This is a genomic window from Pseudomonas putida (assembly GCF_003228315.1).
Lineage (GTDB): Bacteria > Pseudomonadota > Gammaproteobacteria > Pseudomonadales > Pseudomonadaceae > Aquipseudomonas > Aquipseudomonas putida_S.
Genome location: NZ_CP029693.1, coordinates 3,355,439 through 3,379,632, shown reverse-complemented (window position 1 = coordinate 3,379,632; position 24,194 = coordinate 3,355,439). Strand labels below are relative to the sequence as shown.

Below are 24,194 nucleotides of genomic sequence, written 5' to 3'. Positions count from 1 at the left end.
CTCAATCCAAACCCAGTTTCTTCAGCCTGTAGCGCATCGAGCGAAATGAAAGATTCAACCGCTGAGCCGCCGCCGTGCGGTTCCAGCGGGTTTCCTCCAGCGCCTGGAGAATCAACTGGCGTTCGACGCTTTCCAGGTACGCTTCCAGATTATCGATCTGCGTCAGGTCCGGCACCCCGGCATCTGCCGCGCAATTCCCTTCGGCCAGGCGCAGGTCGCCGGCTTCGATCTGTTTGTTCTCGCACAGCGTATGCGCCCGTTCGAGCATGTTCTCCAGCTCCCGGACATTGCCCGGAAAGCGATAGCTTTTCAGCGCATCGAGGGCCTGCGGGTGAAGTTTTGCCACGGGTTGGCCGGTGTCTGCAGCCAGGCGCTTGAGCACATGGTTTGCCAGCGGTTCGATATCGTCGCGGCGCTCGCGCAGGGGCGGCACCCGCAGTTCGATCACGTTCAGGCGATAGTACAAATCCTGGCGGAAGCGCTCGGCGGTAATCTCGGCGGCGAGGTCTTTGTGGGTGGCGCAAAGGATACGTACATCGACAACCACTTCCTGTTGCCCGCCGACACTGCGTACGGCTTTCTCCTGAATCGCCCGCAGCAATTTGACCTGCATGGGCAGTGGCAAGTCAGCCACCTCATCGAGAAACAGGGTACCGCCATGGGCGGCCTGGAACAGTCCGGGCTTGTCTTCGATAGCGCCGCTGAAGCTGCCTTTGCGATGGCCGAAAAACTCGCTCTCCATCAGTTCCGACGGGATGGCGCCGCAATTGACCGGAACGAAAGGCTGGTTGGCCCTCGGTCCGCGGTCATGGATCAAGCGGGCGACCAGTTCCTTGCCACTACCGGATTCTCCGCTGATGTACACCGGCGCCTGGCTGCGCGCCAGTTTGTCGATTTGCTTGCGAAGGTTGCGCATGGGCAGGGAGTCGCCCAGCAAGCGGCGATCGATGGCAATGCCCGGAGCAGGCAGGAGCAGGGCGCTGGTGACCAGTTCCCGGAGTCGAGTGAGGTCCACCGGCTTGGTCAGGAAGTCGAACGCACCGGCCTTGAGTGCGTTGATCGCGGTGTCGACATTGCCATAGGCGGTGATCATCGCCACGGGCAGGTTGGGGTAGCGTTGCTGGATATGTTGTACCAGCTCCAGGCCTGTGCCGTCCGGCAGGCGCATGTCGGTCAGGCACAGGTCGAATGCCTCGCGCTTGAGCAAGGCGAGGGCCTCGCTGGCGTTTCGGGCACTGTAGGTATCGAGTTTCATCCGTCCCAGGGTGATTTCCAGGAGTTCGCGGATGTCCGGCTCGTCATCGACGACCAGGACTTTTTGCCGTGGGCTCATGTTCAACTTTGTTTCCGTCCGTGAGCAAAGGTGATACGAAAGCAGCCGCCGCCTTGGCGTGGTTTGAAGTCTAGGCGGGCCTGGTTGCTTTCGCACAGCTCACGGGACAGATAAAGCCCAAGGCCAGTGCCTTGATGACTGGTGGTAAAGAAAGGCTCGAACAATTGCGCCTGATGGTCGGGGGCGACACCGGGACCATCGTCGAGGATTTCGAGAATGGGCAACTGGCTCTCGGCATCGATGAACAACTCAAGCCAGACCTGGGCGATATCGTGGTCCTGGGCGCTGTGGCGCCAGGCATTGCGTATCAGGTTGTCGAGAATCTGGTTCAACTGGTTCGGGTCCATCAGGGTCGTGAAGTCCCCTGACGCGATGTGCAGATGAATGCGCTGGCGCTCAGTCGCGCCCTCGCTGATTTCAGTGACGAATTGATCCAGCCACGGCTTCAGGTCCAGTCGTTGCGGGACGGTTTGCTGGCGGCGGGACAGTTGCAAGACGTTTTCAATAACCCGATTCATTCGCTGAGAGTGATCTTGAATAATCTGAGTCAGACGTTGATCGGCACTGCTCAGTTCCTCAGATTCTCGCAATAACTGCGCGGCATGACTGATTGCCCCCAGCGGGTTGCGGATTTCGTGGGAGATGCCGGCGGTCAGGCGCCCCAGGGCGGCGAGTTTCAGCTGCTGGGCCTGTTGGGCTATCTGGGCGAGGTCTTCGAGAAAAACCAGGGTCTGATGCTGGGGGCTCGGGTCCAGAGCAATGAAGCTGGGTTGAAGCTCCACGCCACTGGCGGCGACTTTCAGGCTCGGGGGGCGCAGCGTCGGGTTGCTCAGCCACAGGTCCATGCGCTCGACCAGGGCGGGGAAATGCTCCTCGATCTGGCAGCCTTCCAGATGGCCGTTGCCGAGTAGTGAGCGTGCGCTGTGGTTGGCCAACTGCACGCGTCGCTGGTCGTCCAACACCAGAATCCCGGTGCGCATGCGTTGCAGGATCAGTGCGTTGAGCGCTTCCAGGCCGACGACTTCGCTGGCTTTCTGCTCGGCCAGGGTTTCACTGACCTCCAGGCGCCGGATCAGCCCTTGCACCAGCAATGCGGCGGCAAAACACAGGGCGCCATGGGTGCCGACCTGCAAATAGTCATTCGCACTGGGTGGATGGCTGAGGCTCAGCAGAAAACTTGAACTCACGATGCCGATCGCACCGATCGCGGCAATCAACAGGCCGATACGCCTTCGCAGCAAGGTATTGCTGATGGCCACCGACACGATCAAAAGATTGCCAATGGCACTGGCCACGCCGCCGCCGGCGTAGAACAGGACGCAGAGCAGCAAGACATCCAAAAGCGCCAGGCCGAACAGTTGTGCGGGGTGCCGGGTGTTCTCGAAGAACACCACCAGCAGGATATTCAGCACCAGGTACAACCAGCTGCCAGTTCGCAGCAGCTCGTCGTTGGCTGACGTCAGCAACCGGTTGTCCATGTTGCTGGAGATCAGCAGCACCAGAATGATGCCGACGCTTAAACGGTAGAGGTGATAAAGGCGCAGCAGTCGCTGGGCCTGTTTGTCGCCGTGACTGGAGGCCTCAGCGACCACTGGAACCGGGGCCTTGCTCCAGGTGGGCCTGGCTGCAATACCATTGTTGTTGAAAGCTGACGGCGCGATCGCGCGGCAGGTGCACGCCGCAATGGGCGCAACGGACCATCGGGGCCGCTTCCAGCTCGGCGGGGGACTTAGGGGAGGAAGCCTGGCCTTTAAACTTGCGCCAGAACCACACGGCGGCGGCAATCACCGCGATCCAGAATAATAAACGAAGCATGATGAGCTGCTTTTTGACTGATGAACCGGCAGTTTAGCCAAGGTCATGACGGGCGCACAGGGCAAATGCGTGGGACAAAACAGGCGCAACAAAAAAGGGAGGCTCGAGAGCCTCCCTTTTTTGTTGCCGTCGGTCGTATCAGTCGAACACGCCAAAGGTCATGTAGCTGAACCACGAACGGTCTTCGTTGTTGCCTTCAGCCTCATGGTCTTGTTCTTCGATTACGTCACCGTCCGAGTTTTTAGGCTTGAGCTCGCTCGGGATTGCGTCCTTGGCGTCCTGGAACTGCTTCTGCACGTCCTGGTTGGCGCGGGTTTCTCCCGGTGGCAGTGGCGGACGGGACTCGATCAGACCCAGGGTGGCCTTGCTCAACCACGAACGGTTGTCGGCTTCGGCGACCGTCGGCACGAACTGGCCATCGACCAGCGTCGGGTGGTTCGGGTAGTTGAGCTTCAGGGTTTCGAGGCTGGTGGCGGCCAGATCGTCCAGGTGCAGACGCTGGTAGGACTCGGTCATCACCGCCAGGCCGTCACCGACCGAAGGGGTTTCCTGGAAGTTTTCCACAACGTAGCGACCACGGTTCGCGGCGGCCACATAGGCCTGGCGGGTCAGGTAGTAGTCGGCAACGTGAATTTCGTAGGCAGCCAGCAGGTTTCGCAGGTAGATCATGCGCTGCTTGGCGTCTGGAGCATAACGGCTGTTCGGGAAGCGGCTGGTCAGCTGGGCGAACTCGTTGTAGGAGTCGCGCGCGGCGCCCGGGTCACGCTTGGTCATGTCCAGCGGCAGGAAGCGGGCCAGCAGGCCGACGTCCTGGTCGAACGACGTCAGGCCCTTCAGGTAATAGGCGTAATCGACGTTCGGGTGCTGTGGGTGCAAGCGGATGAAACGCTCGGCAGCGGCCTTGGCAGCTTCCGGTTCGGCGTTCTTGTAGTTGGCGTAGATGAGCTCGAGTTGAGCCTGATCAGCATAACGACCGAACGGATAACGCGACTCCAGAGCCTTCAGCTTGGCCGTGGCGCTGTTGTAGCTGTTGTTGTCCAGATCTGCCTGGGCCTGCTGGTACAACTCGACTTCACTCAGGTTTTCGTCTACGACTTCCTTCGATGAGCACGCAGCGGTCAATGCGAGGATGGCGATCAGCAGCAGGTGTTTCACTTGCATGGCGGCTTGCGTCCCTATGACGGCCGCTGTCTTGGGCGTGGCCGTCCTGTTATGATGAGCGCCCCGTTGAATAGCCTCGGGGCAAAAGACGCCGTATTTAACCACAAGCGCGCAGCCGAAACCAAAAGCTGTGCCGACGCCTAGTCTGAGCATGTCCGATAAAATTGAACTCCGCGCAGAGGTGCCGTCCGAATTGGGCGGCCAACGCCTCGATCAAGTCGCCGCACAATTATTCGCAGAGCACTCGCGCTCGCGCCTTTCCGCCTGGATCAAAGACGGCCGCCTGACTGTGGATGGGGCGGTTATCCGCCCGCGAGACATCGTTCACGGCGGCGCCATTCTTGAGCTGACCGCCGAGCAGGAAGCTCAAGGTGAATGGGTCGCTCAGGACATTGACCTGGACATCGTCTATGAAGATGACGACATCCTGGTGATCAACAAGCCTGCGGGCCTGGTGGTGCATCCCGCCGCCGGCCATGCTGATGGCACTCTGCTTAATGCCTTGCTGCACCACGTACCGGACATCGTCAACGTGCCCCGTGCCGGTATCGTGCATCGCCTGGACAAGGACACCACCGGTCTTATGGTGGTGGCCAAGACCATTCAGGCGCAGACGCAGTTGGTGGCACAGTTGCAGAGCCGCAGCGTCAGCCGTATCTATGAATGCATCGTGATCGGTGTGGTGACTGCCGGCGGCAAGATCAACGCGCCGATCGGTCGTCACGGCCAGCAGCGCCAGCGCATGGCGGTAATGGAAGGTGGCAAGCCGGCCGTCAGCCATTACCGTGTGCTGGAGCGCTTCCGCTCCCACACTCACGTGCGGGTCAAACTGGAAACCGGTCGTACGCACCAGATTCGTGTGCACATGGCCCACATCAACTTCCCGTTGGTCGGAGACCCGGCTTATGGTGGCCGATTCCGTATCCCGCCGGCAGCCAGCCAGACCATGGTCGAGTCGTTGAAACACTTCCCGCGTCAGGCCCTGCATGCACGGTTCCTGGAACTGGATCACCCGACCACCGGCAAGCGCATGAGCTGGGAGTCGCCGTTGCCGGAAGACTTCGTCTGGTTGCTGACTCTGCTCAAGCAAGACCGTGAGGCATTTGTCGGATGAGTGACTGGCTGATTCCAGACTGGCCCGCGCCGGCCGGGGTCAAAGCCTGTGTCACCACCCGTGCGGGCGGCGTCAGTCTGGCGCCGTTCGACAGCCTCAATCTTGGCGATCACGTCGATGACAGTCCCGAAGCTGTTGCCGAAAATCGCCGTCGTCTGACCGATCATTTCGATATTCAACCGGCCTGGCTGCAGCAGGTCCACGGAATCGTCGTGGCCCATGCCGATCCGAGCCAGGTCGTCACCGCCGATGCGAGCTGGACGTCGACCCCCGGGATCGCCTGCGCGGCGATGACCGCCGATTGCCTGCCTGCACTGTTTTGCGACCGCGCCGGCACTCGCGTGGCGGCGGCACACGCCGGTTGGCGCGGGTTGGCGGCGGGTGTGCTTGAAGCAACTCTCGAGAGTCTGGCCGTACCAGCGTCTGAAGTACTGGTTTGGCTAGGCCCGGCCATTGGCCCGCGAGCGTTTGAAGTTGGCCCGGAAGTGCGCGAAACCTTCGTCGAGCAATTGCCTGAGGCTGCCGACGCCTTCGTACCGAGTCAAAACGAAGGCAAGTTCATGGCCGACATCTATATGTTGGCGCGTTTGCGTCTGGCGGCTCGTGGTGTCACCGCGGTTTATGGTGGCGGTTTCTGCACCGTGACCGATCCACGCTTCTTTTCCTACCGCCGTGCACCCCGCACCGGCCGATTCGCCTCCTTGATCTGGCTCGAACGCTAGACTCCTCTGACCTGCGTCAACGTCAAGACGCTTGAAACTCCCAGAATCGACCGCATCTAACGTGGTATCTGGCAGGTTTCTTCATTCAGGATGTTCTATAGGTCCGGCCTGCTCAAAAGGAAGGTGACCCATGCGTATAGATCGTTTAACCAGTAAGTTGCAGTTAGCTTTATCCGACGCCCAATCTTTGGCCGTCGGTCTTGACCATCCCGCCATCGAGCCGGCGCACTTGATGCAGGCCCTGCTCGAACAACAGGGCGGTTCTATCAAGCCCCTGCTGATGCAGGTGGGCTTTGACGTCAACAGCTTGCGTAAAGAGCTGACCAAAGAGCTCGACCAGCTGCCGAAAATCCAGAATCCGACCGGCGACGTCAACATGTCGCAGGATCTGGCGCGTCTGCTCAATCAGGCCGACCGCCTGGCGCAGCAGAAGGGCGACCAGTTCATTTCCAGCGAGTTGGTGCTGCTCGCCGCCATGGACGAGAACAGCAAACTCGGCAAGCTGCTGCTTGGCCAGGGCGTGAGCAAGAAGGCTCTGGAAAATGCGATCAACAACCTGCGCGGTGGCGAGGCGGTCAATGACCCCAACCACGAAGAAGCGCGCCAGGCGCTGGATAAATACACCGTCGACCTGACCAAGCGCGCCGAAGACGGCAAGCTCGATCCGGTCATCGGTCGTGACGACGAAATTCGCCGGACCATTCAGGTCCTGCAGCGTCGCACCAAAAACAACCCGGTGCTGATCGGTGAGCCTGGCGTGGGTAAAACCGCGATTGCCGAAGGTCTGGCCCAACGCATCATCAATGGCGAAGTGCCGGATGGCCTGAAGGGCAAGCGCCTGCTGTCCCTGGACATGGGGGCGCTGATTGCCGGTGCCAAGTATCGCGGCGAGTTCGAAGAGCGGCTCAAAGCGCTGCTCAATGAACTGTCGAAACAGGAAGGGCAGATCATTCTGTTCATCGACGAACTGCACACCATGGTTGGCGCCGGTAAAGGCGAAGGCTCGATGGATGCCGGCAACATGCTCAAGCCAGCCCTGGCCCGTGGCGAGTTGCATTGTGTCGGTGCGACCACGCTCAACGAGTACCGCCAATACATAGAGAAGGACGCGGCCCTCGAGCGGCGCTTCCAGAAAGTCCTGGTGGACGAGCCAAGTGAAGAGGACACCATCGCTATCCTCCGTGGCCTCAAGGAGCGTTATGAGGTTCACCACAAGGTGGCGATTACCGACGGCGCGATCATCGCGGCGGCCAAGCTCAGCCATCGCTACATCACCGATCGTCAGTTGCCGGACAAGGCCATCGACCTGATCGACGAAGCTGCCAGCCGCATCCGCATGGAAATCGACTCCAAGCCGGAAGTGCTGGACCGTCTGGAGCGCCGCCTGATTCAGTTGAAGGTGGAATCCCAGGCACTGAAGAAAGAAAGCGACGACGCGGCGAAGAAGCGTCTGGAAAAGCTGCAGGAAGAAATCGCTCGTCATGAGCGTGAGTACTCGGATCTCGAAGAAATCTGGAACTCGGAAAAAGCCGAGGTGCAGGGTTCTGCGCAGATTCAGCAGAAAATCGAGCAGTCCCGTCAGGAACTGGAAGCGGCCCGTCGCAAGGGCGATCTGAACCGCATGGCCGAGCTGCAGTACGGGGTGATCCCGGATCTGGAGCGCAGCCTGCAGATGGTCGACCAGCATGGAAAAAGCGAAAACCAGTTGCTGCGCAGCAAGGTGACTGAAGAGGAAATCGCCGAAGTCGTTTCGAAGTGGACCGGTATTCCAGTGTCGAAAATGCTCGAAGGCGAGCGCGAAAAACTGATGAAGATGGAAAGCCTGTTGCACCAGCGTGTGATTGGCCAGGAAGAAGCGGTGGTGGCGGTTTCCAATGCGGTGCGGCGCTCCCGTGCCGGGTTGGCCGACCCGAATCGTCCTAGCGGTTCGTTCATGTTCCTCGGCCCGACCGGTGTCGGTAAAACCGAGCTGTGCAAGGCGTTGGCCGAGTTCCTCTTCGATACCGAAGAGGCAATGGTACGCATCGACATGTCCGAATTCATGGAGAAACATTCCGTGGCTCGCTTGATCGGTGCGCCACCAGGCTATGTAGGCTATGAAGAGGGCGGTTACCTGACCGAGGCGGTGCGGCGCAAGCCTTACTCGGTGATTCTGCTGGACGAGGTGGAGAAGGCGCATCCGGACGTGTTCAACGTCTTGCTGCAAGTGCTGGAGGACGGACGCCTGACCGACAGCCATGGCCGCACGGTGGACTTCAAGAACACCGTGATCGTCATGACCTCCAACCTGGGTTCGGTACAGATTCAGGAGCTGGTGGGTGATCGTGAGGCCCAGCGTGCTGCGGTGATGGATGCGATTTCCTCGCACTTCCGGCCGGAGTTCATCAACCGGGTCGACGAAGTGGTGATCTTCGAGCCTTTGGCACGGGATCAGATCGCCGGTATTACCGAGATCCAGTTGAGCCGCCTGCGCAGTCGCCTCACCGAGCGCGAACTGAAGTTGGAGCTGAGCCCAGAGGCCATGGATAAGCTGATCGCGGTCGGGTATGACCCGGTGTATGGCGCACGACCACTCAAGCGTGCGATCCAGCGCTGGATCGAGAACCCGCTGGCACAGCTGATTCTCTCCGGTCGATTCATGCCGGGGGATACGGCCAAAGGCACTGTGGAAAACGACGAGATCGTTTTCAACTGAGCCTAAACGGCGGTTGTAAAATGAAGGCCTCGCATTGCGAGGCCTTTTTTTCGCCAGGCTGTTGAACTTAAAGGAAAAGGCTTGTAAAGTGCGCCCCGCAGTCAGTCACCCACCAGGGTTTCAGCTCCCCAAGCAGGAATCCAAAATAAGTTGCAAATCATTAACTTGAAAGCAATTTAGGGGGTTGACAGAGGTTTTGAAGATTGTAGAATAGCGCGCCTCAGACACACGAACGCAGCGATGCGAACGAGTCGAAGAGAACGCAGTAAAGCTTCACCGTTGTAAGTTGAAATGTGTAGTTCCGTGATAGCTCAGTCGGTAGAGCAAATGACTGTTAATCATTGGGTCCCAGGTTCGAGTCCTGGTCACGGAGCCAATTTCAAACCGGGGTATAGCGCAGTCCGGTAGCGCGCCTGCTTTGGGAGCAGGATGTCAGGAGTTCGAATCCCCTTACCCCGACCATTTTTGGGTCGTTAGCTCAGTTGGTAGAGCAGTTGGCTTTTAACCAATTGGTCGTAGGTTCGAATCCCACACGACCCACCATTTTTGAGACCAGTTCGCTGGAATCGAATCTTAAGATCAGACGCCAAAAGCTCTGTTCGCAGAAGGCGCCTCTCGAAGGTGCCTTTTTTTTACCGGGGTATAGCGCAGTCCGGTAGCGCGCCTGCTTTGGGAGCAGGATGTCAGGAGTTCGAATCCCCTTACCCCGACCATATTAAAAATCCTCGTATCGAAAGATACGGGGATTTTTTTTGTCTTCAGAAAAGCACATCGCTTCAAGTCATCGTACAACTTGCCGATAACGAGCTGTCGGGGTTCAGCCCTCCACTCAAGCCATAAAAAAACAAAGGCGCTCGTTATGTTTCTTCGTCAGTTGAATATTGCCCCCCGTGCCGCACTGGGGTTTGCCTTGATCGCGGTGCTCGTGGCGCTGCTGGGGATTTTTGCCCTGGGGCAGATGTCGAGTATCCGCGAGAGCGAAGTGGCGGTGGAGAAACAATGGCTGCCCAGCATTCGCGGTGGTGACGAGATTCGTGAAATCATGCTGCGCATTCGCACCATTTCCTTGCGCATGGCCCTGGATCAGGACCCGAAGAACATCGCGCAATACCGCAGCCAGATGGATACCCGGGACAAGGAACTGAGCGAGAAAATCGCCGCCTACGACAAGCTGGTCACCTCGGCTGAAGGCAAGGCGTTGTATGACCAGTTCAAGAGCACCTTCACCGCCTATCGCGCCGGCATTGCTCAATCATTCACCCTGGCCGAACAGGGGCGTCGCGACGAATTGACCAAACTGCTGCTGGTCGACATGAAAACCGTGGTCGACGGCTCGGGCAAGCAACTCAGTGACCTTGCGGAACTGTTCACGCGGCAGGTCGCCGCCGAAAGCGAAAAATCCAAAGATCACTACGACACCTCACGCATGATCGTCAGCCTGTTCATCGCCCTCGCAGCGCTGGCGACAGTCGCTTTGGCGCTGTTGTTGACCCGCAGCATCGTGCGTCCGTTGAGCGAAGCGGTCACTGCCGCGGAGCATGTGGCCCAGGGCGACCTGACCCGTCCGATCGAAACCCGTGGCAATGATGAAGTCAGCCGTTTGCTCAAGGCATTGGCCACCATGCAGCAGAACCTGCGGGAAACCTTGCAGGGCATCAGCGGATCCGCCACTCAGTTGGCGACTGCGGCTGATGAGCTGAACGCCGTCACCCTCGACAGCAATCAGGGGCTGCAACAGCAAAGCAACGAAATTGAACAGGCGGCCACCGCCGTCAACCAGATGACCAGTGCCGTGGAAGAGGTCGCGCGTAATGCCGTGTCGACCTCCGATGCCACTCGCCAATCCAGTGAGTCGGCGCATCTGGGGCAGGAACGGGTCAGCGAAACGGCCAGTGCCATCAGTTCTCTGTCCGAGGATGTACAGAGCACCAGCGAGTTGGTGCAGTCGCTGGCCAATCAATCCCAGGATATCGGCAAGGTTCTGGATGTGATTCGCGCCATCGCCGAACAGACCAATCTGCTGGCACTCAACGCGGCCATCGAGGCGGCGCGGGCAGGGGAGAGCGGCCGGGGTTTTGCGGTGGTGGCCGATGAAGTGCGGGCCCTGGCCGGGCGTACGCAGCAATCGACCCGGGAAATCGAGCAAATGGTACAAGGCATGCGCAATGGATCGAGCCTGGCCCTGGACGCCATGAACGCCAGCGCCACCCGTGCCGCCAGTACGCTGATCCTGGCCGAGCGCGCAGGTGAGGCGTTGCAAACCATTACGGCGTCCGTGCATCAGATTCACGAGCGAAACCTGGTGATCGCCAGCGCCGCAGAAGAACAGGCACAAGTGGCCCGGGAGGTCGATCGCAACCTGGTGAACATTCGTGATTTGTCGGTGCGCTCGGCAGCCGGGGCGGATCAGACCAGTGCTTCAAGCCATGAGTTGTCGCAACTGGCCAATGCACTGCAGGGGATGGTGCGGCGGTTTCGGGTTTAACCCCGACAGAAAACCTGTAGGAGCGAGCCTGCTCGCGATGAGGGCCTAACATTCAGCAGATGTACTGAATGTAAGACCGTCATCGCGAGCAGGCTCGCTCCTACAATGTTCAGGGGTTAATGCAGTTTCAGCCGCGGCTCAGTCCCGCGCCCGATCTTGCTGCCCAGCATCAGCATGGCCGTGCGGAACCATCCGTACAGCGCCATCTGGTGCATGCGGTACAGCGACACGTAGAACATCCGCGCCAGCCATCCCTCCAGCATCACGCTGCCGGTCAGGTTACCCATCAAGTTACCCACAGCGGAAAAACGCGACAGCGAGATCAGCGAGCCGTAGTCGGTGTATTTGTACTCCGGCAGTGGCTTGCCTTCGATGCGCAGCTTCAGCGACTTGGCCAGCAACGATGCCTGTTGATGCGCGGCCTGGGCCCGTGGCGGCACATTGCGGTCGCTGCCCGGTTGCGGGCAGGCGGCGCAGTCGCCGAAGGCGAAGATGTTCTCGTCGCGAGTGGTCTGCAGGGTCGGCAGCACGTGCAGTTGGTTGATACGGTTGGTTTCCAGACCGTCGATGTCCTTGAGGAAGCCCGGGGCACGAATCCCCGCCGCCCAGACTTTCAGGCCAGCGTTGATCACTTTACCGTCGCCAGTGATCAGCGCGTCGGCCGTCACTTCGCTGACCGCGGCATTGGTCATGACGTTGACCCCGAGCTTCTCAAGGGTCTTGTGCACAGGCCCGCCGATGCGCTCCGGCAGCGCCGGCAGGACCCGAGGCCCGGCTTCGATCAGGGTGATGTGCATGTTTTCCGGCTTGATCCGGTCCAGCCCATAGGCCGCCAGTTCGTGGGCCGCGTTGTGCAGCTCGGCGGCCAGTTCGACCCCGGTGGCACCGGCTCCGACGATGGCCACGCTGATTTGTTCGTCCTGAACGTTTTGCCCGGCGTGGGCACGCAGGTAGTGGTTGAGCAATTGCTGGTGGAAGCGTTCGGCCTGTTTGCGGGTGTCGAGGAACAGGCAGTGCTGCGCCGCGCCCTGGGTGCCGAAATCGTTGGTGGTGCTGCCGACGGAAATCACCAGCGTGTCATAAGACACTTCCCGCGCAGGTACCAGTTCCAGGCCGGCTTCGTCATAGGTGGCGGCCAGCTGGATTTTTTTCTGCGCGCGATCGAGCCCGCTCATGCGTCCCAGCTGGAACTCGAAGTGGTTCCATTTCGCCTGGGCTACATAGTTGAGTTCGTCTTCGGAAGAGTTCAGGGATCCGGCGGCCACTTCGTGCAGCAGTGGTTTCCAGATGTGGGTCAGGTTCGCGTCGACCAGCATCACGCTGGCCGTGCCGCGCTTGCCCAGAGTCTTACCCAGACGGGTAGCCAACTCCAGACCGCCGGCGCCGCCGCCGACAATAACGATACGATGGGACATGGGGATAACTCGCAAGGCTAAAAGAAATCGGTGCGGTTACCCGAGCGAGCGCAAGGCAGCTCATAGCGTCAGGTAACTGATAAATCGGCTCAACAGGCCCAGGCCAATGGTCACTGCCAACACCAGCACAAGGAGCATCCACGGCCGGAATGGCCGGCGCTCGACTCGGTGCTGGGACAGTTGCAGGTACTCTTCGACATGCTTTTGGTCTTCGGGGTTCAGGCGGCTGGTCATAAAGCCCTCGTCAGGTAGACGTTGCTGAATGTGTAGAAGCTACAGGCAGATTTAACGAACGATGAACGGAGCATAGCCGGTGTCGGGAATGGGCTCGACGCTCACCGTATCGCCCAGGCGAATGATGCCACTTTGTAACACTCGGGCAGTGATTCCGCCATGTCCGCGTACCGCCTGAAAAGTCCCGACCCCCAGATTGTTTTCCAGGCGCGCGCAGGGCTGGCACCAGCCGGTGGTTTCGAAGATCGCCTGACCAATGCGAAAGCGCCGGCCCTTGAGGCTGAACAGGTTGATGCCACTGATAACGAGATTGCGCCGCAGATCTTCAGGCGTGACCGGCTGATCGTCCGGGCGCCCCATCAGTGAACTGATCACCGCCAGGTGCTCCCACTGGATCAGCGTGACCTGCCGTGCGTTACGTACCCCGGGGCGGGCGTGATCGCCGGTCAGGCCGGCCTCCAGCCGAGCCTCCACGGCGTCCAGTTCCACCATCGAGGAGCGCGACTGCGGCCGCACACCGATCCAGCGCACGCGTCCCAGTTGTGGCACCTCGGCAATCAATGTCTGCAATGGACTCACAGACTGATCCCGACATCGAAAACGATGCTGCGCCCCAGGTTGCTGCGCAGGAAGTCCGGCGCGTCGGGATGGGCGAACAGTACGCGGGCGAAAGTCGGCCCCACCAGCGACAGCGAACGCCAGCCCTGGCGCAGGTATTCGGTGGGAGGCGGGAAATGGCTGTTGAGGTCCAGCACTTCACGTTTGAGGCTGGCGAACGCGATGATGTCCAGCTCCCCCAGATCCATGCCGCGTTCCTTGTAGTTATGTGCTTTTTTGCGCAAGGTCGGCGCCAGTCGCAGCAGAAACTCGTTGGCCGGGATGCGCCGGGGCTTGGCTTCGCGCCGTACCAGTTGGCTGAGGGAGAACGCGCTGCGCCGGCGTTGCAGCTCGTCGCGCCATTCATCGTTCAGGCGTCGACCTTCGTCGAGGACGAAGAACACTTCGAAACTGGCATCGCGAAACAACACGTCCGGCGGCTCTCCGGCCGGGGTGAACTCGTCGGCGCGATAAGGAATGTTCAAGCCTTGCAGCAGGCGCTGGCAGACCCAACGCTCACGCTCCCACTTGCGGGCATTGGACAGGAAGGCGTTGGCCTGCTCGGCCGCGATGGTCAGCAGGCGTAAGTAATCTGAATCATCCATAGGCCCAAGCTTAGCGCTCAAATGTGAACGCAAAGAAAACAGTTTGTCGCGCAACGGCAAATCCCTGCACGACGGCCCCAACCCGCAACCCCTCCTCTGCACAAAACGGATAGCGATCTGCGCAGCCCGGATATTGACCTGCCTCTTGCACCTCTAGCATCGGCGGTACGGACGTTCGCCGTCTTACCGACGACCTGAAAAACAACAACAAGAGATAAACGCCATGCGCAAGATCGATGTACATGAGGTTATCGACAAGGCCCGTTTCAACCGCTTTCACTGGATGGTGCTGTTCTGGTGTGCCCTGATCATCATCTTCGATGGTTACGATCTGGTGATCTACGGCGTGGTCCTGCCGATGCTGATGAAGGAGTGGGGGCTCAGTCCGCTGCAAGCGGGGGCGCTGGGGAGTTATGCACTGTTCGGCATGATGTTCGGCGCGCTGTTCTTCGGGCCGCTGTCCGACCGGATCGGTCGCAAGAAAGCCATCACCATTTGTGTGATGCTCTTCAGCGGTTTCACCGTGCTCAATGGTTTCGCCAGAAACCCTACTGAATTCGGCATCTGTCGTTTCATCGCCGGCCTGGGCATCGGCGGGGTGATGCCCAATGTCGTCGCGCTGATGAACGAGTACGCGCCGAAGAAAATCCGCAGCACCCTGGTGGCGATCATGTTCAGCGGTTACTCGGTGGGCGGCATGTTGTCCGCCGGGCTGGGCATCGTGCTGATTCCGAGCTTCGGCTGGCAGTCGGTGTTTTACGTGGCGATCCTGCCGTTGCTGCTGTTGCCGCTGATCATGTACTTCCTGCCCGAGTCGGTGGGTTTCATGCTGCGCCAGGGGCGCCATCAGGAAGCGCGCAGCGTCCTGCAACGGATTGAACCTTCCTACGTCGCACAGGCCGACGATCAACTGCACATGAGCGAAGTGAAGGGCAACGGCACGCCAGTGTTGCAGTTGTTCCGCGAAGGGCGCGCACTGCGCACGCTGATGTTGTGGCTGGCGTTCTTCTGCTGCCTGTTGATGGTCTACGCCTTGAGTTCCTGGCTGCCGAAACTGATGGCCAACGCTGGCTATAGCCTGGGTTCGAGCCTGTCGTTCCTGCTGGTGCTTAATTTCGGTGCGATTTTCGGAGCGGTGGGCGGCGGTGTGCTGGGGGACAAACTCAACCTGCCACGGGTGCTGGCAGCGTTCTTTGCCGTGGGTGCGGTGTCGATCACCTTGCTGGGCTTCAACAGCCCGATGCCGGTGTTGTACCTGCTGATCGCGATTGCCGGCGCCACCACCATCGGCTCGCAGATTTTGCTGTACGCCTGTGCCGCGCAGTTCTATTCCATGACCATCCGTTCAACCGGCCTGGGCTGGGCGTCGGGCATCGGGCGCAATGGTGCCATCGTCGGTCCGCTGCTGGGCGGTGCCTTGCTTGGCATCAGTTTGCCGCTGCAATTGAATTTCATGGCGTTTGCCTTGCCCGGCGCGATTGCTGCCATCGCCATGACGGTGTTCGCCGTTAGCAGTCGGCGCAGTGTCGGGCAGCCAGAGGGCTTGCAATCAGCCTTGCCTGACAGCGCAGTGGGCGAAGTGTCATGAACCGATTGCTGCGGGATTTTTCCCTGTCGGCGGCCGTTGCCGGATTCATCGCCACGGTGATTTCCTACGCCGGCCCTCTGGTGATCATTTTCCAGGCGGCCGATGCGGCGCACCTGTCGCGGGAAGTGCTGTCGTCGTGGGTCTGGGCGATTTCCATCGGCAGCGCCGTACTCGGTATCGGCTTGAGCCTGCGCTTTCGGGTGCCGGTGATCATCGCCTGGTCCGCGCCGGGCTCGGCGTTGCTGGTGGCGTTGCTGCCGGGGATCTCCATGCCGGAAGCGGTGGGCGCCTACCTGATCAGCAGCCTGATCGTGTTTCTGGTCGGAATCTCGGGGGCGTTCGACCGGATCATCGGCAAGCTGCCGGGAGCGGTGGCAGCCGCGATGCTGGCGGGCATCCTGTTCAGCTTCGGCACCGGGCTGTTCGTCTCGCTGCAGAGCAAACCGGTGCTGGTGCTGGCGATGTTTGCCACCTATCTGATCGGTAAACGGCTGGTGCCGCGTTATGCGGTGCTGCTGGTCCTGTTGGTGGGCTGTTCGATGGCGTTTCTTGCCGGCGACTTGCACCGCGAGGCGCTGGTCATCGGTCTGGCCACGCCGGTGTGGATCACTCCGGCGTTCAGCCTGAGCGCGACGCTGAACATCGCCTTGCCGCTGGTGATGGTGGCACTGACCGGGCAGTTCGTTCCGGGCATGGCGGTGTTGCGCGCCAGCGGCTATGCAACGCCGGCCGGCCCGATCATTGCCAGCAGCGCTCTGGGTACGGCGTTGCTGGCGCCGTTCGGCTGCCATGGGTTGAACCTGGCGGCCATCACCGCTGCCATCTGCACCGGCCGCGAAGCCCATGAAGATCCCGGCAAACGTTATGTGGCCGGGATCGTGGGTGGCTTGTGTTACCTGGTGCTGGGCATCTTCGGCGCGACCCTGGTTTCGCTGTTTTCGGCATTCCCCAAAGAACTGATCACGGCCCTCGCCGGGCTGGCACTGTTCGCCGCGATTGCTGGCGCACTGGCCGGCTCGATGGCGGTGCCGAATGATCGCGAAGCCGCGCTGGTGACTTTCCTGACGACCGCCTCGGGCATGTCGCTGTTGGGCTTGTCCGCGGCTTTCTGGGGGCTGATTTTCGGCATGGTCACCCACTTGATCCTCAACGCCCGTCGTCCCGTTACCCGCAGCCAGAGCGCTGCAGCAAAAGCAGTTGTTCCTGTCGATCAATAACAATAAGAGACAAAACAATGAAACAGATTTTTCCAGCAACCGGATCCGTGTTGTCGCTGGCTGTCGCCTCCGGTTTTTCCACCGGCGCGACGGCTGCCGAGAAAGGCTTCATCGAAGACACCACCGCGACCTTGCAAGCGCGCAATTACTACTTCAGCCGGGACTATTCGGACATCGTCGGAGCGAATCAACAATCGAAGGCCGAAGAGTGGGCGCAGGGTTTCATCCTCAACGTCAAATCGGGTTACACCCAGGGCACCGTCGGTTTCGGTGTGGACGTGATCGGTCTGCTCGGCCTCAAGCTGGACAGCAGTCCGGACCGGGTCAACACCGGTTTGCTGCCGGTGCAGGATGACGGGCGCGCGCCGGATAATTACAGCCGTCTGCAGGGCGCGTTGAAAATGCGTTACGCCAAAACCGAGCTGAAAGTCGGGGAGCTGCAACCCAACCTGCCGGTGCTGGTGTTCAGTGATATCCGTCTGCTGCCGCCGAGTTACCAGGGCGCAAGCATCACTTCCAACGAGATCAATGGCCTGACCCTGCAAGGTGGCCACTTGAGTTCAACGAGCCTGCGCAATGAGGCGGGCGACGAAAAAATGCAGGCTATGCTCGGCCACGTGCCGCAGCGTCAGGTCAGCAGTGACGGCTTCAATTTTGCTGGTGCCGATTACGTCTTCAACGAAAAGCGCAGCTCGGTCAGTGCCTGGTACGGGCAACTGGAAGATATCTAGAACCAGCGGTTTCTTGGCCTCAAGCACAGCGAGCCGGTGGCGGATTGGGTTCTGGGGGCCAACCTCGGCTACTTCGATTCCCGCGAGGACGGTAAAAAGCTGCTGGGCAACATCGACAACCAGGCGTTCTTTTCCCTGCTGTCGGCCAAGCGCGGCGGTCATACCTTTTACGTCGGGTACCAGGCGATGTATGGCGACACGGCTTTCCCGCGGGTCTTTGCCAACATCTCGCCACTGGGCAACGAGGTGCCGACCTACGAGTTTGCCTTCACCGACGAACGTTCCTGGCAAGCACGCTACGACTACGATTTTGCCGCCCTGGGCGTGCCGGGCTTGACTAGCACGGTGCGTTACATCTCCGGCAACAACGTCGACACCGGCAAGGGCTACGAAGGCAAGGATCGCGAGCGCGATCTGGATATCGGGTATGCGGTGCAGAGCGGCAGTCTCAAGGGCCTCGGCATCCGTGTGCGCAATGCCATGGCGCGCTCCAACTATCGCAGTGATATCGATGAAAACCGTCTGATCCTGAGTTACACCTGGACCCTGCTATGAGCGGGTGATCACAGGTTGCTGGTGCAATTGCCCATGACCTCGTAGGTCACGCGATGGGTCTGCCCCTGATGATCGACATAGACCATGGTCGCCGGCACGACCCCGCACGCGGTCGCGGTATCGGACACGGAAACCACCTTGGCGATGTCCAGCGGCTGAGCGGGGTTGTACGGGGTAGCCGAAGGCTCATTGGCGGCCATGGCAGAGGTGGCGATGAGGGTCAGGAACAGAGTCGTCAGGGCTTTCATTTTTGTTGGCTCGGGGTTGATTCTGATGCTTGAAGTTTAGGCTTTGGTCGTGGGTGATAAAGGGGCGTTGGGCCGATTCAGCGTTGCAGGAAACGTAACAATCGCGCTCTGTCTGAATGAACGCGTCGTCCATACGTTTTTCGCGAGCAGGCTCGCTCCCACAGGAGTCATGCAATACCTGTAGGAGCGAAGGCAATTCAGCCCGCGGTGTAGACTGTGGTCCTGTTCGTTTTCGGCAAGTCAACGGAGCGTGACCCGCCATGATCGGCGTCGAGTTGCTGTCACCCGAAACCCTGACCCTGGGTTGGCTGATCTATGTACCGGTGCTTATCTGGGCGATTTGTCGTGCGCCCTGGGTCGAGTTGTTTACCGACAGCCGTCGCCAGCATCAGGTACTCGGCACAGTGTTCGCGCTGTTTTTGCTGTGGCTGGTGCGGCGGGATTTCGATACTGGCGTGTCCTATCACTTCATCGGCATGACTGCGGTGACGCTGTTGCTCGACTGGCCACTGGCAATCATCGGTGGGCTGGTGGCGCAGGTGGGGCTGGTGCTGTTGGGGCGTCAGGACCTGACGGCGATGGGGGTCAACGGCGCACTGTTTATCGTCTTGCCGGTGCTGGTCACCGAGTGCTGTGCGATTGCGGTGGAGCGTGCACAGCCGCGCAATCTCTTCGTGTATATCTTCGTGTCCGGTTTCTTTGCCGCGGCCCTGTCGGCGTTGCTGTGCCTGTTGCTGGCACTCACGGTGCTGTGGTTCGACGAGCGCTTCGCCATGCCTTATTGGCTCGAGGATTTTATCGGCTACCTGTGGCTGATCATTTTTCCCGAGGCGTTCATCAACGGCATGGTGGTCAGCGCGCTGGTGGTGTTCTGCCCGGAATGGCTGGAGACCTTCAATCGCACACGCTATCTGTCGGCGCCGTGGAAGGACGACGATCCCGGTCCCTGACGGGACTGGAATCGTCAGTGCTTGCAGGTATCAGTGATGACGGGGTTCGAAATCGCCGCTGAACAGTTCGTCCTCGGCATCCGGGGCCACCGGAATCTTGTGTTCTTCCGAGGCCCACGCGCCCAGGTCGATCAGCTTGCAACGATCGGAGCAAAAGGGCCGGAACAGGCTCTCGGGGCTCCACTCGACAGGTGCGCCGCAGGTCGGGCATTCGACGGTTGGGTACTGGCTCATGACTGGCCTCCAGGCAAAGTAAGGTAAAAGTGGTGCAGGCGTTCGACCTCGCTGTGCAGCCAGGCGAGGTCGCGGTCGTTGACCAGCACCTCGTTGGCATGGCTGACGCGATCCTGGCGGCTGGATTGGGCCTTGAGGATCGCCTGGACCTGCTCTTCGCTGGTCTGGTCACGCTGCAAGGTGCGTTCGATCTGCAACTGTTCGGGGGCATCGATCACCAGCACTCGCTGGGTCATGGCGTACTGGCCGGATTCGATCAGCAGCGGTGAAACCAGAATGGCGTAAGGTGATTTTGCCAGTGCCAGGTGATGAGCGATTTCCTCGGCGATCAACGGATGCAGCAGCGCTTCGAGCCAACGGCGTTCGTCCGCTACCTCGAAGATCAATTTTCGCAGGGCCGCGCGATCCAGTTGGCCGTCGGCCTGCAACACGCCGGGGCCGAAGTGTTCGGCGATTTTCGCCAGCGCCGGACGGCCGGGCTCGACCACCCAGCGCGCGGCATGGTCGGCGTCGACCACGTGCACGCCCAGGTCGATGAAATGCTGGGCAGCGGCACTTTTGCCGCTGCCGATGCCGCCGGTGAGGCCGAGAATCCAGGGTTTTTGCGCAGGGGTATTCATTTCAAACCGACAAACTGCCAATAGAAGTCGGTTATTTGACCACCCCAGAGCATGGCAATCCAGCCGGCAATCGCCAGATAGGGGCCGAAGGGGATGGGCGTCGAGGTTTTTGCCCGGCGCAGACGCAGGTAAATCACGCCGATGATCGCCCCCACAAAGGACGAAAGCAGGATGGTCAACGGCAATATCTGCCAGCCGCCCCAGGCCCCGAACATTGCCAGCAGCTTGAAATCACCGTGACCCATGCCGTCCTTGCCGGTAAGCAGCTTGAACAGCCAGAACACCGACCACAGCAACAGGTAGCCGGCCACCGCGCCCCACAGCGCGTCATGCAGGGGCACGAACAGCTCGAGGCTATTGACGATCAGTCCCAGCCACAACAGCGGCAGTACCAGCACATCCGGCAGCAGTTGATGCTCGGCGTCGATCTGGCTCATGGCCAACAAGCCCCAGGTCAGCAGCAACGCCATGCCGGCTTGCCAGCCGAAACCGAAGTGCCAGGCCACGAACGCCGACAACAGGCCGCAGGCCAATTCGGTCAACGGGTAGCGTTTGTTGATGGGGGTGGCGCAGGCCGAGCAGCGTCCGCGCAGAAAGAGAAAGCTGATGACGGGAATGTTTTCCCAGGCACGAATCCGGTGCTCGCAGCGCGGACACTGGGAATGGGGCAGCAGCAGATTGTAGGTGGGCAGTGGCGTTTCCTCGGGCAACCCGAGGATTTCATGGGCCTGCACGCGCCACTCGCGTTCGAGCATCTTCGGCAGACGCCAGATCACCACGTTGAGAAAGCTGCCGACCAGCAGCCCCACCAGACCGGCGATTGCCACGAATGCCAGGGGGTAGAGCGTCATGATTTCGTTCAAGGGCATGTCAGATCGTCGACCCGAGTTGGAAGATGGGCAGGTACATCGCAACCACCAGGCCACCGACAATAACACCCAGTACCACCATGATGAACGGTTCCATCAGGCTGGTGAGGCTGTCGACCATATTGTCGACTTCGTCTTCATAGAAACCCGCGACCTTGTCCAGCATCTCGTCCAGTGCGCCGGACTCTTCGCCAATGGCGGTCATCTGGATCGCCATGTTCGGAAAAAGCCCGGTAGTGCGCATGGAGAAATTCAATTGCATGCCCGTCGAGACGTCCTGCCGGATGCGCAGCACGGCGCGCTTGAACACCACATTACCGGCGGCGCCCGCCACGGAATCCAGGGCCTCGACAAGGGGTACGCCAGCGGCAAAGGTGGTCGACAGAGTGCGGGCAAAACGGGCCACGGCGGACTTGTACAGCAGGGCGCCTACAAGGGGTACTTTCAGCAGCCACGCATCCACTCGATCACGCAAAGCCTGCGACGTCTTGAGCCCGTGGCGCATGCCCAGGATCGCCGCGATCAAGCCGCCGAGCATCGCCCACCACCAGTCCTGCATGAAGTGCGACAGGCCGATGACCATCACGGTAAATGCCGGCAATTCAGCACCAAAGCTTGCGAACACCGACTGAAATTGCGGCACCACTTTGACCAGCAGAATCCCCGTCACGATGGTGGCGACGAATATCACCGCCAGCGGGTAGGTCATGGCTTTCTTGATCTTGGCCTTGAGGCTTTCGCTCTTTTCCTTATAGGTCGCCACCCGCTCCAGCAGGGTATCCAGGGCGCCGGCCTGCTCGCCGGCGTCCACCAGGTTGCAATACAACTCATCGAAGTATTTGGGCTTTTTGCGCAGGGCTGCGGCGAAGCTGTTGCCAGCGGCGACTTCCTGTTTGACCTCATCTACCAGCGTGCGCATGGCCGGGTTGTCGAAGCCTTCGCCGATGATGTCGAACGACTGCAGCAAGGGCACGCCGGCTTTCATCATGGTCGCCATCTGCCGGGTGAACAGGGCGATGTCCTTGGCCTTGATGCCCTTGCCCAGGTTGAGCAGGGAGGGCGTTTTCTTGCGCACCCGGCCGGGGTTGATGCCTTGCTTGCGCAGTTGCGCCTTGATTAGGGCCGGGTTCTGGCCGCTCAGCTCGCCGGTGACTTTCGTACCTTTGCGGTCGGTGCCTTCCCAGGCGTAGGTGCTGATTTTTGCCGCTTTGACCGCCATGTTCAGTCCTTGGTGACCCGGTTGATTTCCTCAAGGCTGGTGATGCCTTGCATGGCTTTGTGCAAGCCCGAGGTGCGCAAGTCATTGAAGCCGTCCTTGCGCATCTGCTCATCGATTTGCAGTGCGTTACCTTCGGCCATGATCAGGCGCTGCAAGTCCGGCGTGTTCTTCACCACTTCATAAATCCCCACGCGCCCCTTGTAACCGCCGTTGCAGTGTTCGCAACCCACCGGCCCATAGATCGTGAAGGAGCCGATGCGTTCCTCGGGGAAGCCCTCTTTGATCAATGTCTCGCGGGGGATGTCGAGGGTTGTCCGGCAATGGCTGCACAGTTTGCGCGCCAGGCGCTGGGCGATGATCAGGCTGACGGAAGTGGCGATGTTGAAACCCTGGATGCCCATGTTGTGCAGGCGGGTGAGGGTTTGCGCGGCGCTGTTGGTGTGCAGGGTCGACAGCACCAGGTGCCCGGTCTGGGCCGCCTTGATGGCGATTTCAGCGGTTTCCAGATCGCGGATTTCGCCGACCATGATCACGTCCGGGTCCTGACGCAGGAACGAACGCAGCGCCTGGGCGAAATCCATGCCTTGTTTCGAATTGACGTTGACCTGGTTGATGCCTTCCATATTGATCTCCACCGGGTCTTCGGCGGTGGAGATGTTGATGTCGACGGTATTGAGAATGTTCAGCCCGGTGTAGAGCGACACGGTCTTGCCGGAACCGGTGGGGCCTGTCACCAGAATCATCCCCTGGGGCTGCTTGAGCGCGTCCATGTACAACGCTTGCTGGTCGGGCTCGTAACCGAGGGCGTCGATACCCATTTGCGCGCTGGACGGATCGAGGATCCGGATCACCACTTTCTCGCCCCACAGGGTGGGCAGTGTGTTGACCCGAAAATCGATCGACCGGCTTTTCGACAGGCGCATCTTGATCCGCCCGTCCTGTGGCTTGCGACGTTCTGAGATGTCGAGGCTGGCCATGACCTTCAGCCGCGCCGCGATGCGCCCAGCCAGCTGGATCGGTGGCTTGGCGACTTCGTGCAGGATGCCGTCGGTGCGCACACGCACGCGAAAGATTTTCTCGTAGGGCTCGAAATGCAGGTCGGAAGAGCCGCTCCTGATCGCGTCGAGCAGCATCTTGTGGACGAAGCGCACCACCGGCGCGTCATCGGCATCCTGGCCGACGATGGCGTCCTGCCTATCGTCGGTTTCGATATCGACGCCTTCGAGGTCAACGTCGCCGATGTCTTCCAGGCCGCTGCCATGGCTGTCGAAGAATTTTTCGATGGCGTCGCTCAGCTTGTCTTCTTCGACCAGGATCGCTTCGGTACTCAGGCCCGTACTGAACTGAATGTCGTTGATGGCCTGGTGATTGGTCGGGTCGGAAATCCCCACGAACAACTTGTTGCCACGACGCCAGAGCGGCAGGGCGTGATGCTGGCGCACCAGCTTTTCACTGACCAGTCCCTTGGGCTGGGTTTCCCTGTCGAGGTGGTTGAGATCCATCAGGGCCATGCCGAAGTGTTCCGAGGCGATCTCGGCGACCTGGCGACTTTTCACCAGTTTGTTCTGCACCAGATAACTGACCAGCGAGATGCGGTTGCGGTGGGCTTGTTGCGAGGCCTGTTGCGCGCTTTTGTCAGTGAGCAGCTCGGCCAGGACCAGTTGTTTGGCCAGACCGCTGAGGGTGATGTCATTCATTGGGAATCCGGGGCAAGACCGTTGGATGACTTATAGCCTAGTCAAGCGATCGAGCCAAACCAGCGGCGGCCAGGTGACAAAAAGTGTCAG

The 24,194-nt window shown here is 60.1% G+C and carries 21 protein-coding genes, 4 tRNA genes and 2 pseudogenes; 13 read left to right on the top strand and 14 right to left on the bottom strand.

Going from position 1 to position 24,194, the window contains the following annotated elements; all coding sequences use genetic code 11:
• Window position 1: 1 nt before the first annotated feature.
• The 4 genes from DKY63_RS15725 to DKY63_RS15710 all read right to left on the bottom strand — a co-directional run bounded on the left by DKY63_RS15725 (window position 2) and on the right by DKY63_RS15710 (window position 4,309).
• Window positions 2-1,333 (bottom strand): sigma-54-dependent transcriptional regulator, encoded by a 1,332-nt coding sequence (locus tag DKY63_RS15725; protein WP_110964938.1) that lies wholly within the window; start codon window positions 1,331-1,333, stop codon window positions 2-4.
• 2 nt (window positions 1,334-1,335) lie between these two features.
• Complete coding sequence (locus tag DKY63_RS15720) at window positions 1,336-2,925, bottom strand: sensor histidine kinase (RefSeq protein WP_110964937.1); 1,590 nt, start codon at window positions 2,923-2,925, stop codon at window positions 1,336-1,338.
• Window positions 2,915-3,148, bottom strand: coding sequence for a PP0621 family protein (locus tag DKY63_RS15715; protein WP_110964936.1), 234 nt, complete (start codon window positions 3,146-3,148; stop codon window positions 2,915-2,917). The genes DKY63_RS15720 and DKY63_RS15715 overlap by 11 nt, the downstream gene beginning before the upstream one ends.
• 138 nt (window positions 3,149-3,286) lie before the next feature.
• Entirely contained in the window at window positions 3,287-4,309 is a 1,023-nt protein-coding gene (locus DKY63_RS15710; protein WP_110964935.1) for an outer membrane protein assembly factor BamD, read from the bottom strand.
• 151 nt (window positions 4,310-4,460) lie between these two features.
• Here DKY63_RS15710 and rluD point away from each other — a divergent pair, with 151 nt between their 5' ends.
• From rluD to DKY63_RS33120, 9 genes and pseudogenes are all read left to right on the top strand, one after another.
• Window positions 4,461-5,423, top strand: coding sequence for a 23S rRNA pseudouridine(1911/1915/1917) synthase RluD (gene rluD, locus DKY63_RS15705; protein ID WP_110964934.1), 963 nt, complete (start codon window positions 4,461-4,463; stop codon window positions 5,421-5,423).
• Complete coding sequence (pgeF, locus tag DKY63_RS15700) at window positions 5,420-6,145, top strand: peptidoglycan editing factor PgeF (RefSeq protein ID WP_110964933.1); 726 nt, start codon at window positions 5,420-5,422, stop codon at window positions 6,143-6,145. The genes rluD and pgeF overlap by 4 nt, the downstream gene beginning before the upstream one ends.
• A 130-nt stretch (window positions 6,146-6,275) precedes the next feature.
• Window positions 6,276-8,840 (top strand): ATP-dependent chaperone ClpB, encoded by a 2,565-nt coding sequence (clpB, locus tag DKY63_RS15695; protein WP_110964932.1) that lies wholly within the window; start codon window positions 6,276-6,278, stop codon window positions 8,838-8,840.
• Between the two features lie 300 nt (window positions 8,841-9,140).
• Window positions 9,141-9,216, top strand: a tRNA-Asn gene (locus DKY63_RS15690).
• 9 nt (window positions 9,217-9,225) lie between these two features.
• A tRNA-Pro gene (locus DKY63_RS15685) sits at window positions 9,226-9,302 on the top strand.
• A 5-nt stretch (window positions 9,303-9,307) separates the two neighbouring features.
• A tRNA-Lys gene (locus tag DKY63_RS15680) sits at window positions 9,308-9,383 on the top strand.
• A 93-nt stretch (window positions 9,384-9,476) separates the two neighbouring features.
• Window positions 9,477-9,553: transfer RNA gene (locus DKY63_RS15675), tRNA-Pro, on the top strand.
• A gap of 146 nt (window positions 9,554-9,699) precedes the next feature.
• Window positions 9,700-10,470, top strand: a pseudogene (locus DKY63_RS33125) (MCP four helix bundle domain-containing protein); the annotation flags it as partial.
• Window positions 10,462-11,325: a methyl-accepting chemotaxis protein gene (locus tag DKY63_RS33120; protein WP_430523158.1), complete on the top strand. Its 864-nt coding sequence runs from the start codon at window positions 10,462-10,464 to the stop codon at window positions 11,323-11,325. The pseudogene DKY63_RS33125 and the gene DKY63_RS33120, both read left to right, overlap by 9 nt.
• 116 nt (window positions 11,326-11,441) lie before the next feature.
• On the opposite strand, the gene DKY63_RS15665 is transcribed toward DKY63_RS33120, so the two are convergent.
• Genes DKY63_RS15665 through DKY63_RS15650 form a run of 4 tightly spaced genes read right to left on the bottom strand, consistent with a single transcriptional unit; the run spans window position 11,442 to window position 14,176 of the window.
• Window positions 11,442-12,740: an NAD(P)/FAD-dependent oxidoreductase gene (locus DKY63_RS15665; protein ID WP_110964930.1), complete on the bottom strand. Its 1,299-nt coding sequence runs from the start codon at window positions 12,738-12,740 to the stop codon at window positions 11,442-11,444.
• Window positions 12,741-12,800: 60 nt separating this feature from the next.
• Entirely contained in the window at window positions 12,801-12,974 is a 174-nt protein-coding gene (locus DKY63_RS15660) for a DUF3094 domain-containing protein (RefSeq protein WP_007909875.1), read from the bottom strand.
• Between the two features lie 51 nt (window positions 12,975-13,025).
• Window positions 13,026-13,553, bottom strand: coding sequence for an MOSC domain-containing protein (locus DKY63_RS15655; protein WP_110964929.1), 528 nt, complete (start codon window positions 13,551-13,553; stop codon window positions 13,026-13,028).
• The gene (locus DKY63_RS15650) at window positions 13,550-14,176 is read right to left on the bottom strand and encodes a DUF1780 domain-containing protein (RefSeq protein WP_057400461.1); all 627 of its coding nucleotides are present in this window, start codon (window positions 14,174-14,176) and stop codon (window positions 13,550-13,552) included. Before DKY63_RS15650 ends, DKY63_RS15655 begins: the two co-directional genes overlap by 4 nt.
• 223 nt (window positions 14,177-14,399) lie before the next feature.
• On the opposite strand from DKY63_RS15650, the gene DKY63_RS15645 reads away from it, so the two are divergent.
• From DKY63_RS15645 to DKY63_RS15635, 3 genes and pseudogenes are all read left to right on the top strand, one after another.
• Window positions 14,400-15,764 carry an aromatic acid/H+ symport family MFS transporter gene (locus DKY63_RS15645; protein WP_110964928.1) on the top strand — a complete coding sequence of 455 codons (1,365 nt, stop codon included), beginning with the start codon at window positions 14,400-14,402 and terminating at the stop codon, window positions 15,762-15,764.
• A complete protein-coding gene (locus DKY63_RS15640) occupies window positions 15,761-16,981 on the top strand; it encodes a benzoate/H(+) symporter BenE family transporter (protein ID WP_110964927.1) in 1,221 nt (406 codons plus the stop codon). The genes DKY63_RS15645 and DKY63_RS15640 overlap by 4 nt, the downstream gene beginning before the upstream one ends.
• Before the next feature lie 17 nt (window positions 16,982-16,998).
• A pseudogene (locus tag DKY63_RS15635) lies at window positions 16,999-18,267 on the top strand (OprD family porin).
• An 8-nt stretch (window positions 18,268-18,275) separates the two neighbouring features.
• Here DKY63_RS15635 and DKY63_RS15630 read toward each other — a convergent pair.
• On the bottom strand, window positions 18,276-18,515 hold the full coding sequence (locus tag DKY63_RS15630; RefSeq protein WP_110964926.1) for a DUF2790 domain-containing protein: 240 nt from the start codon (window positions 18,513-18,515) through the stop codon (window positions 18,276-18,278).
• A 260-nt stretch (window positions 18,516-18,775) separates the two neighbouring features.
• Between DKY63_RS15630 and DKY63_RS15625 the strand changes: the two genes are divergently transcribed.
• Window positions 18,776-19,465, top strand: a complete 690-nt coding sequence (locus DKY63_RS15625; RefSeq protein WP_110964925.1) for an energy-coupling factor ABC transporter permease — start codon at window positions 18,776-18,778, stop codon at window positions 19,463-19,465.
• A gap of 30 nt (window positions 19,466-19,495) precedes the next feature.
• On the opposite strand, the gene yacG is transcribed toward DKY63_RS15625, so the two are convergent.
• Genes yacG through pilB form a run of 5 tightly spaced genes read right to left on the bottom strand, consistent with a single transcriptional unit; the run spans window position 19,496 to window position 24,104 of the window.
• Entirely contained in the window at window positions 19,496-19,699 is a 204-nt protein-coding gene (gene yacG, locus DKY63_RS15620) for a DNA gyrase inhibitor YacG (protein ID WP_110964924.1), read from the bottom strand.
• Window positions 19,696-20,319, bottom strand: a complete 624-nt coding sequence (gene coaE / locus DKY63_RS15615; protein WP_110964923.1) for a dephospho-CoA kinase — start codon at window positions 20,317-20,319, stop codon at window positions 19,696-19,698. Before coaE ends, yacG begins: the two co-directional genes overlap by 4 nt.
• Window positions 20,316-21,188 carry a prepilin peptidase gene (locus DKY63_RS15610; protein ID WP_110964922.1) on the bottom strand — a complete coding sequence of 291 codons (873 nt, stop codon included), beginning with the start codon at window positions 21,186-21,188 and terminating at the stop codon, window positions 20,316-20,318. Before DKY63_RS15610 ends, coaE begins: the two co-directional genes overlap by 4 nt.
• A 1-nt stretch (window position 21,189) precedes the next feature.
• Window positions 21,190-22,407, bottom strand: coding sequence for a type II secretion system F family protein (locus tag DKY63_RS15605; protein WP_110964921.1), 1,218 nt, complete (start codon window positions 22,405-22,407; stop codon window positions 21,190-21,192).
• A gap of 2 nt (window positions 22,408-22,409) precedes the next feature.
• Window positions 22,410-24,104, bottom strand: coding sequence for a type IV-A pilus assembly ATPase PilB (gene pilB, locus DKY63_RS15600; RefSeq protein ID WP_110964920.1), 1,695 nt, complete (start codon window positions 24,102-24,104; stop codon window positions 22,410-22,412).
• Between the last annotated feature and the right edge of the window lie 90 nt (window positions 24,105-24,194).

What these genes read in the sequence shown, in the direction of transcription:
- DKY63_RS15725 (WP_110964938.1), bottom strand. Translation starts at nt 1,333, where the DNA reads ATGAGCCCACGGCAAAAAGTCCTGGTCGTCGATGACGAGCCGGACATC.
- DKY63_RS15715 (WP_110964936.1), bottom strand. Translation starts at nt 3,148, where the DNA reads ATGCTTCGTTTATTATTCTGGATCGCGGTGATTGCCGCCGCCGTGTGG.
- DKY63_RS15710 (WP_110964935.1), bottom strand. Translation starts at nt 4,309, where the DNA reads ATGCAAGTGAAACACCTGCTGCTGATCGCCATCCTCGCATTGACCGCT.
- rluD (WP_110964934.1), top strand. Translation starts at nt 4,461, where the DNA reads ATGTCCGATAAAATTGAACTCCGCGCAGAGGTGCCGTCCGAATTGGGC.
- pgeF (WP_110964933.1), top strand. Translation starts at nt 5,420, where the DNA reads ATGAGTGACTGGCTGATTCCAGACTGGCCCGCGCCGGCCGGGGTCAAA.
- clpB (WP_110964932.1), top strand. Translation starts at nt 6,276, where the DNA reads ATGCGTATAGATCGTTTAACCAGTAAGTTGCAGTTAGCTTTATCCGAC.
- DKY63_RS33120 (WP_430523158.1), top strand. Translation starts at nt 10,462, where the DNA reads ATGCAGCAGAACCTGCGGGAAACCTTGCAGGGCATCAGCGGATCCGCC.
- DKY63_RS15665 (WP_110964930.1), bottom strand. Translation starts at nt 12,740, where the DNA reads ATGTCCCATCGTATCGTTATTGTCGGCGGCGGCGCCGGCGGTCTGGAG.
- DKY63_RS15660 (WP_007909875.1), bottom strand. Translation starts at nt 12,974, where the DNA reads ATGACCAGCCGCCTGAACCCCGAAGACCAAAAGCATGTCGAAGAGTAC.
- DKY63_RS15650 (WP_057400461.1), bottom strand. Translation starts at nt 14,176, where the DNA reads ATGGATGATTCAGATTACTTACGCCTGCTGACCATCGCGGCCGAGCAG.
- DKY63_RS15645 (WP_110964928.1), top strand. Translation starts at nt 14,400, where the DNA reads ATGCGCAAGATCGATGTACATGAGGTTATCGACAAGGCCCGTTTCAAC.
- DKY63_RS15640 (WP_110964927.1), top strand. Translation starts at nt 15,761, where the DNA reads ATGAACCGATTGCTGCGGGATTTTTCCCTGTCGGCGGCCGTTGCCGGA.
- DKY63_RS15630 (WP_110964926.1), bottom strand. Translation starts at nt 18,515, where the DNA reads ATGAAAGCCCTGACGACTCTGTTCCTGACCCTCATCGCCACCTCTGCC.
- DKY63_RS15625 (WP_110964925.1), top strand. Translation starts at nt 18,776, where the DNA reads ATGATCGGCGTCGAGTTGCTGTCACCCGAAACCCTGACCCTGGGTTGG.
- yacG (WP_110964924.1), bottom strand. Translation starts at nt 19,699, where the DNA reads ATGAGCCAGTACCCAACCGTCGAATGCCCGACCTGCGGCGCACCTGTC.
- coaE (WP_110964923.1), bottom strand. Translation starts at nt 20,319, where the DNA reads ATGAATACCCCTGCGCAAAAACCCTGGATTCTCGGCCTCACCGGCGGC.
- DKY63_RS15610 (WP_110964922.1), bottom strand. Translation starts at nt 21,188, where the DNA reads ATGCCCTTGAACGAAATCATGACGCTCTACCCCCTGGCATTCGTGGCA.
- DKY63_RS15605 (WP_110964921.1), bottom strand. Translation starts at nt 22,407, where the DNA reads ATGGCGGTCAAAGCGGCAAAAATCAGCACCTACGCCTGGGAAGGCACC.
- pilB (WP_110964920.1), bottom strand. Translation starts at nt 24,104, where the DNA reads ATGAATGACATCACCCTCAGCGGTCTGGCCAAACAACTGGTCCTGGCC.